6 protein-coding genes are annotated in these 14542 nt (G+C 35.8%); all 6 read right to left on the bottom strand.

Annotated features, from left to right (window positions below; translation table 11 throughout):
- Positions 1–7: 7 nt before the first annotated feature.
- Positions 8–2338 carry a DUF5703 domain-containing protein gene (locus APR43_RS03320; protein WP_053471875.1) on the bottom strand — a complete coding sequence of 777 codons (2331 nt, stop codon included), beginning with the start codon at positions 2336–2338 and terminating at the stop codon, positions 8–10.
- 212 nt (positions 2339–2550) lie between these two features.
- Positions 2551–3975 (bottom strand): sialate O-acetylesterase, encoded by a 1425-nt coding sequence (locus APR43_RS03315; protein WP_053471876.1) that lies wholly within the window; start codon positions 3973–3975, stop codon positions 2551–2553.
- 264 nt (positions 3976–4239) lie between these two features.
- Positions 4240–7644, bottom strand: coding sequence for a glycosyl hydrolase (locus APR43_RS03310; protein ID WP_053471877.1), 3405 nt, complete (start codon positions 7642–7644; stop codon positions 4240–4242).
- Between the two features lie 188 nt (positions 7645–7832).
- Entirely contained in the window at positions 7833–11114 is a 3282-nt protein-coding gene (locus APR43_RS03305) for a glycoside hydrolase family 2 TIM barrel-domain containing protein (RefSeq protein ID WP_240514918.1), read from the bottom strand.
- 264 nt (positions 11115–11378) lie between these two features.
- Entirely contained in the window at positions 11379–12503 is a 1125-nt protein-coding gene (locus APR43_RS03300) for a glycosylase (protein WP_053471879.1), read from the bottom strand.
- Between the two features lie 188 nt (positions 12504–12691).
- Complete coding sequence (locus APR43_RS03295) at positions 12692–14365, bottom strand: hypothetical protein (protein ID WP_053471880.1); 1674 nt, start codon at positions 14363–14365, stop codon at positions 12692–12694.
- Positions 14366–14542: the final 177 nt, after the last annotated feature.

The raw sequence follows: 14542 nt of genomic DNA, 5'->3' as shown, positions 1-14542 counted from the left end.
TAGTTAGTTAGTTTAATTTTTTCTTTTTTTCTATTGAAATTCCTAACAGATTTATAATGTCTTTTTTCCTTTGTTCCGGAATTACTTTTAAAAACTTCAATTCTCCATTTAGAAGTTCGGCTTCAATTGTAGTATTTTGTTTTGCATGTAATTTGAAATGAACATTCCAATCTTTTGGCCATGCAGGAAAAAGATAAATTTTACCATCCGTTTCCTGTAAAAGCATTTCCTGCATGCCAATCATTCCCGATCCGCCCCAATTATGATCTGGAACCCAGTCAAATCCCGGACCCCAAAATGCAGGGAAACGTCGTTCTGAATTCGCCATTTTTAAAGTATTATATTTTGCTGCTTCTTCGGTTAAACCCAAACGAGCCGAAAAAATATTATCTTGTTTCCATCCAATATGACTTCTAAATTTTAAAGCATCGGGATCGTGTTTCCATGTATTTAAAGCGGTTTCTAAATCTGGTTTTCCAATGCCATAAATTCCCCACGGATAAACAGAATACAATTGCGGAACCTCAGAATTATTAACTCTTTCCCAAGATTTTGCCGGAACTAATACTTTATGATTTTCGATTTGTCCGAAGTTTAAAGGCGGAATTCTCGTTTGAAAACCTTTTACATATTCCAATTCTTCTTTTGATAATTGTTCCGAAGAAAATTCTAAAAGATTAGCTGTAATAACTTGTAAAGCCGAAATTGTACTATTAGAATTATACGCCATTTTATAAGTTTCAGCGCCCGAACCCGGATATAAAACTAGTTTTCCGTTTCCGTCCAAAGCTTTTCTTCCTCGCTGTTTCGCCAGATATTGATAATGCTCATCAAAAAATCGAAGACAGCTTATAATAAACGAATTGTATTTCTGAATATCTTCCCCTGCGTATTGTTTTTGCTGTAACATCATTTGACAGAATTCAAATACCGTATCCCATTCATATTCCAGCCATGCATTGTATTCCATTCCCGGATCGTAATCTGCGGGGCGTTTCCATTCGTATTCTGCTGGATTTGGCAATCCGAAATTTTCTAATTGTTCGGTGAAAGATGCACCGTTATGGTTCCAGTAAACTTTGCTTCTTAACTCAGCATTTTTCTGTAAACTCAAATAATAATCCAGCTTCGATTTCATCATATCAAAATCACCGCTTTTTACCATCGGGAAATAAACCAATCGCTGGTTTTGAGCCGTCATCGTTCCTCCGCCCCAATTCCTGAAATCGGGTGTAAAATCTAAAGCTGCATTAGTAAAAACAGGATCAACCGTAAATAATCCGCCGTTGAATTTTGTTGGATATTTTCCATACGCATTGCATCCTAACATATATCGAAACAACTGATAATTCTGTCCAATTTGATAAACCGAATCTTTCTCAATCGATTGATTTTTTTGAGTAAAAATAAAACTGCGGTTCCAGAAATCATTCCACCATTTTATAGTGTTTTTTTCTGCTTGTTTTGAAGTATTTTTATTGGATGAAATCTGATGCTGCAGTCCAGTATTCCAAGTATTTAAATCAGATTGGCTGGTGTTTAAATAAATTTCTAAAGAATGCTTTTTAGATGGTTTTATACTCGTTAAATTAAAACCTTTAAAATCTGTCGATTGGTATTTTCCTAGATACGTTCCATCGGGTTTTAGGTTATCGCCCGTCATAAATCCGCCGAAAGTCAAATTCGCAATCGGGTTCAGCATTTGTTCTTTAACCGATTCCATTTTTTGTTGTTTAACCGCTACATCAAAAACAGTATTCTCTCTGTTTCTGTGATAAAATTTTATGCCGTTATTTTCAAATGCAATAGAATCTTTAAAAATAACAATATCTCCTTGCGGTGCCCATTTATAAGAATTAGCATTATTGGCTTTTCCTTTTGAATCGCGATTTTTATAACGCCAGCTTTCATAAGATGCGGTCATTTTAAGCGAAGTTTTACTATCTAAATCTAAATGGATTATCGGTTTAAAAACATCTACCCAAAGTTTGATTTTAGTGCCATTCTGCCCAACTAAAATATAACCATCTTTTAATTTCAATTCCTGATGAAAACCTTCTTTTCCGGCAAAATGATTCGGACTTAAAGTCACTTTTACCCGACCTAATTTTAATAAAGTATTATGTTCATCAAAAGTTCCGCTTCGTGAAAAATAAAAATACAAATCGCCATTTTCTACCCAGACATTCATACCAACATCTCCGCCTCCCAAAGGCATAGATTCTGATGAATTGCTGCTCTGTGTATTCCAAACCTGATTATAATTTTCAAGCACAGGAATTTGCGCCTTAACTAAAAGCCCTGCAAAAAGAAAAAAGAAAATTATTGTATTTTTCACACTTATTTATTTAGACATACAATTACTTAAAAATGGAGAGCCACTTTGCATTAATATTTTTTATCGAGTATGTTGATTTATTTTATCTGCTTTCAAGAAATACCTGCCAACCATTAAATAGCCAGCAGGTTAACTCAAAAAATCTTTTAACCAATCAAGTAATAACTTAAATGAACTTATAAGACTTGAAATATCATAAAAGGTTTAATCGATTACCAATCATCTGTTCTAAAAGATGAAACTGGTAAACCTCCAGCACTAAATAATTCTGCTTTCGCGAAATCTTTCCATAAATAACGAACAGCAACTGGTTTAACCACTTTATCTGAACTCAAAACCACTGATTTTCTTCTCACAACTGTTTTTGCCGGATAGAAAACTTTATCTTCTCCAGCTATTTCAAAACCAGTAACTTCTTTATCATAAGACGTAATTCCATTAGCTGCATCATCAAAAGAAACCGTAACCGAACCATCTTTTATTTCCATCGATTTGTATTTAGGACTTTCGAATTCGAAGCCTTCAATTCCGTAGGTTTTTGCCAAAGCCTGAAAAGCCAAACGGTTTCCTCCTTTTTCTTTGTCCATTGGGTGAATGTTATTTTCTTCTCCAATGTCCATTAAAACGGCCATTCCTGAATTGGGAATTTCCTTTGAAGCTTTCAACTGCGCTTCTCTTATATAAGCCGAATTGTATTTTTCTAAATAATCTTTTGGATGAAAAGAAGCATAATTAAACGGTGCAATCTGAGCATAGTAAAAAGGAAAATCACCTTGTTTCCATAAAGCTCTCCAACTTGAAACCATTTTTTTCATTAAAGCAGCATACTCAGAAGCTCTTTCGTAATTTGATTCTCCCTGATACCAGATACAGCCTTTGATTCCGTAACCAATTACAGGCGAAAGCATTCCGTTAAACAAAGTCGTAGGAACACGATTTGGATCTTTTGCCAATTCTTCTTTTGTAGTCGGAATTTTAGCACTTGCGAAATCTTTCAGCATTTCCTGATTCATCCACGCTTCCATGCTTGAACCTCCGTACGAAACATGAATCAACCCAACCGGAACGTCTAAAACTTCTTGTAAAAGTGAACCGAAATACCAAGCCGTTGCACTAAAATTAGCTGTTGATTTTGGAGAAGCTGTTTCCCATTTTCCTTCAAAATCCTGCAAAGGTTCTAAAACAGTAGCACGCGGAATGGTGATTATCCGAATGTTTTTATTTGCTGATCTTACGATAATTTCATTTCCATTTCTAACGGGCTGACCTTGAAATCCTTTCAATGGCATTTCCATATTGGATTGTCCTGAACACAACCAAACTTCACCAATCAAAATATTTTTGATGGTCACTTTTTCAGTTCCTTCTGAAACTTCAATTACAAACGGCCCGCCAAATGATGGCGTTTGTAATTCTGTTTTCCATTTACCTGAATTGTCTGCTTTTACTTTATAGATTTTAGAATTCCATGACGTTTTTATCGCAACGTTAGCATTCTTTTCTGCCCAGCCCCAAATTGGAGCATTTGATTTTTGCTGCAACATCATGTTGTCCGTAAACAATGCTGGTAGTTTGATTTTGGCATTAATTTGAAAGCTCGCTAAAATCGTTAATAAGACAATAATTGATTTTTTCATTTCTATATTTTTTTTGCCACAGATTAAATGGATTAAAAAAGATTATTAATCTGTGGATATTTTTATTTTTCAATTGCCTCTAGCTTTAGCTGGAGGTTATATTATTTTTCAACATCTCAGGCTTTAGCCAAACTAACTATTTGGCTAAAGCCTTTATCTTATTATCTTTTTAAACCTCCAGCTAAAGCTAGAGGCAATTGATTTTTTTTCTTTTATCACAGATTAGAAAAATCTTTTTAATCCATTTAATCTGTGGCAAAAAAATTATTTAATCTTTTCTTTCACAAGCAAAACCGGCCCTAATAATCCTGCTTTCAGCAACGGCTCTCCTTCTAAACGAAATGCAGCATTTGTCCATGTTAATCGTTCTTCTTTTGGAAGTTTTTGGTCGCCCATTAATCGGTTTGCCCAAGTATTTGTGATTTTTATTTTTATAGTATTTTCTCCTTTTTGTAAAGCTTTTGAAATATCTGTTTTGAAAGGGAAAGTCCAAAGCGTCCCACAATCTTTCCCATTGATTTTGATTTCTGCAATATTGGCAATTTCACCCAAATCAAGCCAGATTTTATTAGAATCTTTTCCTTTCCAGATAAACTCTTTTTTATAAACTACAGTTCCCGAATAATACTTAATCTGATCATTTTCTGAAGTACTCCAGTCAAAAAGTTTATTTGTTTTTACAATTTCTTTTGGACCTTTAAATGCCGGATCAAATTGTAATTCCCAGTTTTCATCTAAAGTCTGAACAGTTTCAAATTCAGAAGATTTTCTCTGAGCTAAAATCTCTTTTGTTTCCTCTTTAAAAATCACAAAACCAGATTCGTTTGCATCTAAATTAATAGCGACAATTGTTCTTCCGTTTTCTATTTTCCAATTGGCTAAAGCCGAAGTTTTATCAGTTACGGGATTGTACCATTGTGGAATCTTTCCTGAAATTCTAAAAGAAGCTTCAAATGTTCTTTTTTCCTCTTTTTGATTAGAAATAAAATAAACATCTTCCGTATCAGATTTGCGGTGTGTCCAGGCAATTGTTTCTGAATCAGCTCTATTTAAATTTGGAAAATAAACGTCTTGAGAGATTCCAATTGAAGCAAAATCATTTTCTAAATAAGGTAATTTTATAACCGTTCCTTTTCCAATTTTCCAAGTTGATGTATTTGGATTGTTCCAAATTTCATCAATTACATTCTGCCATTTTTTAAAATTTGTATCCGATTGTAAACCTGGTTCTAAATTTGGTTTTTCATCAACAAAAATCGTTGCACCATCTTTTACTAATTGCAATATTTTTTCGGCGGAAGCCAAAGAAAGCAGCTTATTTGGTGCCATTTTATGAGTTCCCGGAAACAATAAGGCTCCGTATTCAATTCCGCCTTCAAAAGAGATTTTTCCGTTCTCTACTTTTGCGCGGTTTATCAAAACATCTGAATTGAACGAATCGTATTGGTAACCATTCATCGCGTTAATCCATTGCGATAAATCGGTTGAATTTTTAGAAAAACTTACTTCTTTTGGAATTTTAGTACTTGGCTGTCCTTCATTTTTCAAACGAATAGCTTCGCTTTCAATTCTTTCTTTTCCAAAAACATTCGGAATAAAAGGCACTAAACGATCCAGAAGTACGGAACGCGAAGGTAAATCCTCGCCAATAAAAACGGCTAAATCAATAACCGGTTTTCCTTTCTGTAACTGAAACTGTACTCTTTGGCAATATTCAAACCAAGCTTTTCCGGGTTCCCACCAAGTTTGGTCTCTTTCAAAATAGCTTCCAATTCCGTCTAAAGTCATTCCGGGTTTTCTGTCCAGCCACGGATTATGTACAAAAACGTGATAGAAAAAACGGTTAATTCCTAAAGCATAATTTCTATCGGCAACTACTTTTAAATTTCCTGGATGTTCGTCCCAATCCATTTTTAAAGCTGTAAAAGCTTCTGCCTGAATAATATCTTTTCCGTAAATATGTCCGCCGGAAATAGCATCTAACATATCGTTTGGTTTGTCGTGCGTTGGGCTTTTCAGCCAAAATTCACCGCTTGGATAATCAATATATTTAAAATGCAAAAGTCCGTCGCTCATCATCGTTGGCGCCACATTTTCTGAACTGAATTTTACATTAGCATCGTCAGCAATTTGTCGTAAAGTCCCAAAGAAATTCTCGGCAACCAATTCTGAAATTGTTTTTCGAACATCATATAAAACCTTCTCTGAAGTCTGGATATTTTTTACAGGAATTCCCGCCATAACAGGCAGATAATCTACAATATCATACCCTCTGCGGGTTTTAAATTCGTTTCTAAAAACAGGCGACCAGTTTTGGCTTCCACATTCCCAGCTGTCCATATGTAGAATTCTAACCACTTTTGAAGCTAATTCTGGACCCGCAACACGAAGCATTTCGCCAAACCAATGATCCAGCTGAAAACGAATGGCTTCAGCATTAAATTTGTCAACTTCTAAACCTCTTCCCGCTCCTGCCGTTGCATTTTCATGTCCTGTTGAAGTATGTCCAAAACGAATGATTCTCCAATTTCCTTTTCCGGAAGCTTTCCAATTTAAAATACCGTTTGCATCAACAAACTTCGAAATATTGATCATTTTTGATGGATCGATACAATCTGAAGCATTAATTTCTTTTTCGGTTGTCTGCGGACTCAATCGCCAAATAGCTCCCGATTTTCCTTGGTAATTGTCAATTAAAGGTTCATTTGACAAATAGATTTTGGCCACTTTTAAACCTTGATTCCATTTTGCAGGATCTAAATCTTCTGCGCCCGGTTCTGTTCCTTCCAGATCGTAAACGAATCTAAAATATTTAGCTTTTGTGGGAACAATGCTGTGCGTATAAAATGCATCAACATCCTGCCAGCCGTGGCGCGGCGTTGTTAATCTCCCTAAACTTCTGAAATTTTTACCGTCATCGCTGACTTCAATTAGTAAACGATGCGCCTGATAATTATTTCCTTTGGTTTCAATTTGAATGGATTTACATAAAAAAGGTTCATGAAATTCGTACTGAATCCAACCCTTTTTCGGCATTCTAAATAGTCCGTCTTTATCTGATGAACTTAAAATAGTCGCATCAGATTCGGGATTTGTTGATGTTATTTTTGGACGTTTTTTATCCGATGTAATAAAACTTTCTTTTACAGGAATAGCAAACGTTGCAATGTCTTTATAATAATCTTTGTAATGATTCGGAATGGCTAATTTTAGATTTTTAAAGTTGTTTCCGCTAACAATAGTATCTTTCCAAACTACCTTTTGCATTGACATTTCGGGCGTTATCCAAGGGCCTCCGGCAACGGCAAAACCATCGGCAGGATGAAATCCAAGTTTTACTCCAACCCGATCGGCTTCTGTTAAAGCCCAATGCACTAAATCCCAGAATTCTTTGCTTAACTGCAAAACAGGCGGATCAATCAAAGGCGGATTTGCTGGTCCTTTAATCGTCATTAAATACGCACCTTCAATACCTGCCCTTTTCATCGCTTCTAAATCGGCTGTGATGCCTTCTTTAGAATACGCGCTTTGCATCCAATACCAATACGTCCACGGTTTTGAGGATTCTTTGGTAGGCTGAAAAAAGGTATTTTCTTTTTTATGGATTTCCTGTGCGGAGACAATGCCCGCAAAGAGTAAGATAAAAAAGAGGTGTTTTTTTTGAAACATTTTTACTGTTTTATTTTCGTTTGTAAACCCGACAGGTTTTAATATTCGTTTTTATTTGTCATTTCGACGTAAGGAGAAATCGCATTAGAAACTCCTCAAACAAAATCTCAATCTTTGTCGACATACGTGTGCGATTTCTCGTTCCTCGAAATGACAAACTATACCTTTTAATTTTTAATTATAAATTACTAATATTTAAACTGCTTCAAACTACTTTCCAATTGATTTTTTGAACCACTGAAAGGCGTCAAATAAAAACTATACTCATAATCTCCAGACTTAATCTGATATTGTTCTAATGGCTGTGCAACAATCGTCCAACTATCATTTCCTCCTACTCCCATTTGGATTAAATCGATGTTTACTGTCAAAAATCCAGGATCTTTCAAATCGTAAGTATGTCCCGATGCGCTTAGATTTTCCTGTGTGTAGGGCCATGCACTCATACTTAGAACTTTGGTATCGTTTACCACTAAAAATCCGTTGTTTTTCTGCGGAGTACTTAATGCCATCCACCTTACATCACATCTGTTTCCGTTTTCCTGTGGTTTTGGGTAATGTTCGATAAAGTCATTAATTGGAAGTGAATATTTCCCAACAAACGAACCAAAACTTCTATCGCTGTAATTTTCCAGTTCCCCTTTTCCGTACCATGAAATCTGATCGAACTTTCTCTGAACACCCATCTGCATTCCGATTTTTGGAATGTTCGGCAATTTGTTTGAAGCTTTTAAACTGTAATCTACTTTTATTAATCCGTTTGGTAAAATATTATAGATCACTTTTACGCTCGCACTATCTTTTATAACTTCGTAATCGCTTGTTATTTTAATTTCAGAAGCTGATTTATCAATTGAAATGTTAACCAATTTTGGTTTTGCTTTGTACCATTGTTTCAACAACTTTTGCGATTTCCAACCACGTTTATCATTGTCTGTAAGCGGTCTTACGAAGTTCGGTAATAGCGGTGCAAAAACTTGTTCTTCTCCGTTAAAAATATAAGAACTTAAAGCTCCGTTTGTTTTTCCAATTGTGATGTCAAAAGTTTTTCCTTTGATTTTAAAATCTGAATCTGACTCAGAAACGTTCAGCGTTTCTTTTTTAAATTCTGGAGAAACGGCTTCTTTCTTTTTCAATATAAACTGATCTTCCGCGACAGCGTAACCTTTTGAAGCCCATAATTCATCCTTTGAAAGTTGGAATTCGATATTTAAAATATACTCCGCATCTGCTTTCATTTTTGGCAGATACGAACTGATATCTAAAGCTGTCGATTGTCCTGCTTCAATTTTAAATGGTTTTAAAATCTGAGTTTTAATCACGTTTCCGTTTTCCATCACTTTTAAAACCGGAATATAACCTTCTAAAGATTTAACGGCCTGACGATTTTTGATTTCTAATTGGTTTCCGTTTAAAGTCGAAACCGCTGGCTGATACACCCATTTGTTTTCAAAAATGGAACCTTTTGGTTTTCCGTTAGAATCTACAATTCCTTTTGTATTGAAGTTTCCGTCGTGGTATTTCTCGCCAAAATCTCCTCCGTGAGCAAAATAATTCTGTCCTGATCTGGAATCAAATTTTACTAATCCCTGATCTTTAAATTCCCAAATACAGCCTCCGATAACTCTAGGAAGCGAACGGAATTCATCCCACAATTCTTTTAAATTTCCAACTGAATTTCCCATCGCATGAGAATATTCAACGAAAATAATCGGACGAGTATCTTTCTTTTGATCGACTAAAAATTTCGGTGTGAAAACGCCCGGATAAAAACGGCTGACCATATCAACATACGAATCATCCTGCGGATTTTCGAATCGGTACGCATGATCAATTGTTTTTGGATATCCTGGATCAAGCGGATCGATATAACCGTCTAATTTTGCATTTCCCTGCGCTGGTTCGTAATGAACTGGACGTGTAATATCGAAATCATGAACCCAGCCTGACATTGCCGAATGATTTGGCCCTTTTCCTCCTTCGTTTCCTAAACTCCACATTACAACCGATGGATGGTTTTTATCTCTTTCGACCATTCGAATCATTCGTTCCATATAAGCATTTGTCCAAAGCGGATCGTTGCTTAATTTCCCGCCAATTCCATGTGTTTCCTGATTGGCTTCATCCATAACCATGATTCCGTATTGATCACATAATTCGTAGAAATAAGGATCGTTTGGATAATGACTTGTACGTATAAAGTTGAAATTGAACTTTTTAATCGTAGTAACATCTTGTTTTATATCTTCTCTTGTAACGGCTTTTCCTCTTGTTGGATGATGGTCGTGACGGTTTACGCCATATACATAGGTTTCTTTTCCGTTAATGAGCATTTTTCCATTTTCTTTCGAAAATTCAATTGAACGGAAACCAACTTTACAACTTTTGGCTTCGGTAACATTTCCGTTTTTATCTTTTATGGAAATGACCATTGTGTATAAATTCGGTTCTTCTGAACTCCATTTCTTTGGATTTTTAATGGTTTCTTGAAAGAATCCGAAACGTACATTATCCAGACGAGGATAACTTTCGTTGATCAAATCAATCACAGGTCTTTGAAGCGGTTCTTTGAACATTGCCGTATTATTACCATCATACAATTGAACATTCATCGTGTAATCTTTTATTTTTTCTCCTGTTAAATTCTCCACTTTCGGTCGCAGTTTAAAAATCGCATCTGTATATTGTTTGTCTAATTTTGTTTGAACAAAGAAATCCTGAATACGCAATTTTGGTTCAGCCATAATGAAAACTTCACGCTGGATGCCGCTCATGCGCCAATGATCCTGATCTTCTAAATAAGAACCATCTGTCCAACGGATTACACGAACTGAAACTACATTTTCTCCTGCTTTCAAGTAAGGCGTAATATCAAATTCTGATGGCAGAAAACTGTCTTCGCCATAACCTAAAAATTCTCCATTTAACCAAACCTCAAAACCTGAAATTACAGCTCCGAAATGTAAAGTAACGGTCATATCTTTCCAGTTTTCTGGAACCGTAAAACTTCTTTGGTAAGAACCAACTCCGTTATAATCTTTAGGAATATAAGGTGGATTTATGGGTCTAAACGGATAAACGGCGCTTTTGTAAATTGGATTATCGTATCCTTTCATTTCCCAATTGGAAGGTACTTCGATTTTATCCCAGCCTGAAACCGTATTTTTATAAAAATCTTTTGAAGCTTCTTTTAGATTTACGGCATATTTAAAATCCCAATCGCCGTTTAGTATCTGGATTCGGCTTTTGGTTCTATCGCCTTTTAAAGCGTCTTCAACACTTGCGTAAGAATAAGCTGTTGCTCTTGATGGTTGTCTGTTGATGCTTGTAACTGTTGGATCTTCCCACGGAGCAAACTTGTATTTTTTATGAAATTCTGGAATCCCAGCAGGTTCTCCTGTAACGGATTGGGCTTGCGTGGGATATGTTAGAAGTAAAATGAAAAATGTGAATACCGATTTTGGTATCAAAAATCGAAACCTTGAAAAGTTATTTATTTGAAATGGTTTGGACATTAATTCTATATTTTTTTTATTCGTTTTTTTGTCATTCCGACGAAGGAGGAATCTCCGTAAGAAGCTCTACAAAGTATTTCCTCTCTTTGTAGAATATTGACGCGAAGATTTCTCCTTCGTCGAAATGACAAACTGTGTCTTTATTTATTTTTGCGTAATTAAACCTGACAGGTTTTAAAACGTACGATATCTTAATTCTTTGTACTTTGTACTTCCCTCTTAATTCTTCTTCTTTTTCTCCGGCGGTGCCACAAAATTCAATTTACTTTTTCCTAAATCTTTAGACGTTGCAATGGCAATTCCTCTTTGTTCTGCTTTATTAACCGCGCAGTAAAAATGATAAACAACGCCATCGTGCTTTACCACAAATGATTTATGCGCAAACATATCATCATAAGGTTCTGATGATTTAACTAAGTCATCACCATTCCAGTCGGTCCAGTTTACTAAATCATTCGAAACTGCAAAACGGTTAAATGCGCCTTGATTCCAACCCGTCCAAAAAGCTCCAAAATAAAACATAACCCAAGTATCATTAATACGCTGAATATAAGCGTCTCCTGAGATTCCTTTATGATGGTTGATTAAAGGTTTATCGCCATAACGTTTCCATTCTTTCATATCGTTTGATACCGCCATCGCAATGCGCTCAGCGCCTTTAGCCGGATTTATGCTATCACCACGGGCATTATAATACATGATAAAATTATGTCCTATCACTTTATCTTTATCGCGAATCACACTGTTTTTGTACATCGTGCTATTATCCCACCATCTGGCGTCTTTGTCCTTTGGAGTCAAAACCGGATTTTCTAATCTCTGAAATTCGTGTGGTTTTGTCGGCGCTTCTTTGGTATATGCCATTCCGATTGATAAAACGCCTGCTTCGTAACCTTTGCTGTCTCCGCCAAAATAACTCATCCAGTATTTGTCATCGTATTTTTCCCATTCGTAGCTTCCGCCCCAAGTTGGATCTTGCAACGAAATATATCCTGCTTTTTGGTTGACGTCCCAGTGTTTTTCATTTTCTGAAAATGACATTACTTTTCCCAGATATTTCCAATCTAAAAGGTTGTCACTTTCTGCAAGCCAGGTTTCATAACCTCTTCCATCGTAAATTAAATAGGTCATATACCATTTGCCGTCTTTTCTAAATACACTCGGACAATCCATTTTGTATGAGTTGTCAGTTGGAACCATTACCAAACCGTATTTATAAGGTGTTTTAATTTCCTCGTAAATCTCCTGCATTACGCTGTCGGTAATTTCTCTTTTCTTGTATTTGGTCGCACAGCTGGTTATAGCAAGTGCTGAAATGGTTAGAATTAGGTATTTAATTTTCATTTTTATGTTTTTTTGCCACGAAGGCGCTAAGGCTCTAAGTTTTTGTTTTGGAAAGATTTAATCTCGCAAAGTCGCAGAGTCGCAAAGTTTTTACTTTCTATTCTCTATTCTCTATTCTCTATTTTCTATTCTCTATTTTCTATATTCTAAAATCTTGCTTCTTGCATCTTTCTTCTTCCCACTCTCTTTTATTTCTTCAACTCTTTTAATTTAGAATCCATCACATCTCTATTCAATTTTACTTTTACCATTCCTGTTGGATGAAATCTTCTTTTTAAGTCGATTGCATTATAAACTATTGTGTAAACGTCATTTCCTTCTGGGATTAAGCACAAAGGCGTTCTCATAATATCCCACCATTTATCAACTTTGGTTTCTATTGGTAAATAATGTGCTTCTGCCCAATTCACTCCGTCAGCCGATAACGAATACGCAATCATGTTAGGTAAATGGTGTCCCCAGCCGTCTGGGCCACCGTCGAAAATAGCGATGTACAGACCGTTTGGTAATTGACTTACAATTGGATTTTCTACAAACTGCGGATGCATGGTTTTAATGGGTTCCAGACCTTTGTTCATTCTCAACCAAGGACCTTCTAAACTTTTGGATTCGGCTAAAGCCACAAACCAGCCTTTTCCCGATTTCTTTGGATAATCTGCCCAAGAATTAAACGGATAAGCGCCGCTGTAAAAGCCGAAATATTTATCGCCCACTTGGTATGGAAAAAATGACGCAACACCCTGACGTCCTTCCCAAGGCTGAGAATCTAATCCGGGTTCCATAATGATTCCCATATCTTTATAAGGGCCGCCAATTCCATTGATTCCGTCTACAGTTGATTCACAACGCCAAATTCTTCCGAATGAATGATTTGGTTCTATTGTTTTACTTACGGTATAAGCCAAATAATAGCCGTACCATTTGTTTGCTTTTTCATTAAAAACCGGCATATACGACCAGATGGCTGCACGACGATCGTTCATTGGATTATCATCTTCTGTAACGGCGTAAGTTCCGCTTGCTTGATAAATGGTTGATTCTCTTTTCCAATGAATGGCATCTTTACTTGTCCAATGTCCAATTTTGGTTTTTACACGATCGTAATAGTAATCAACACCTTTTTCTCCTGCTCTTTCAGTTGGAAACATATGATACGTATCTCCGACTTTTACCACACGTCCTCCTTCAAAACCTCCTTGAATTCCTTCTGTTCCAGACATTCCTTCATCAATAACGGGTTTATTTTCTCCGCCGATAATTTCGAAAAGTGGTTTTTCATCTGAAAATCCTTCAACGATAAAAGTTGGATTCCAAAGTTTTCCGTCTGGAAAATTGGCATTTCTTGGTTCTAGCTTTTCAGAAGCTTTTACAACTCCTAAAACAGCAAATAATCCTTTTCCAAGATTTAAAGTTTGTGTTCCTTTTGGAAATGAAATCGCATAAACATTTACTGGAGGTAAACCTGTAATCGTCAATCCGTTTTCTAAAATTAATTTAGACTTTTGAAGTTTATCAGCTTGAAGATATTCTGAATTATTTTCTTGAAAAACACCAATTAAAACCTGAACAGGCTCTTTAAATTTTAATTGTAAAGGGGCATTTGTTCCATTTTTATATTGATCCAAAGGAAGTTCAATTCCCGTTAAACCTTGTAATTCTGGAGCTAAACGAACTATATTGTGTTTGCTTCCTGAAAATACATGAGCGTATTGTGTCGTTTTGAATGTTTTGTAATTGGATTTTACAATTTCGAATGATGCTGGTTTCCATGTCGTTTGTGCTGTGGCTTGAATGCAGACAGTGAAGAGCATTAGGAAAGCTGCTTTTAATTTGAAATTGTATTTTTTATTTTTTGAAAACATTGGTTTTTTATTTTTTTATTGAGCTTTTTTTGTCATTCCGACGGAGGAGGAATCACACTAGGAATTCTGCAACTATAATCGACAATCTTTGCGGAGTTACTTGCGAAGATTTCTCCTTACGTCGAAATGACAAACTGTACGTGATAATCTTTATGGTTACGAGTGTGTTTCCTCGTT

This window comes from Flavobacterium sp. NLM (assembly GCF_002210235.1).
In the GTDB taxonomy this organism is placed as follows: Bacteria; Bacteroidota; Bacteroidia; order Flavobacteriales; family Flavobacteriaceae; genus Flavobacterium; species Flavobacterium panici.
The sequence above is the reverse complement of the archived record's forward strand: the minus strand, read 5'-3'. Positions and strand labels throughout refer to the sequence as shown.

Excerpts from the sequence above, each read along its gene's own strand:
- APR43_RS03310 (WP_053471877.1), bottom strand. The coding sequence starts at position 7,644 with ATGTTTCAAAAAAAACACCTCTTTTTTATCTTACTCTTTGCGGGCATT.
- APR43_RS03300 (WP_053471879.1), bottom strand. The coding sequence starts at position 12,503 with ATGAAAATTAAATACCTAATTCTAACCATTTCAGCACTTGCTATAACC.
- APR43_RS03295 (WP_053471880.1), bottom strand. The coding sequence starts at position 14,365 with ATGTTTTCAAAAAATAAAAAATACAATTTCAAATTAAAAGCAGCTTTC.
- APR43_RS03315 (WP_053471876.1), bottom strand. The coding sequence starts at position 3,975 with ATGAAAAAATCAATTATTGTCTTATTAACGATTTTAGCGAGCTTTCAA.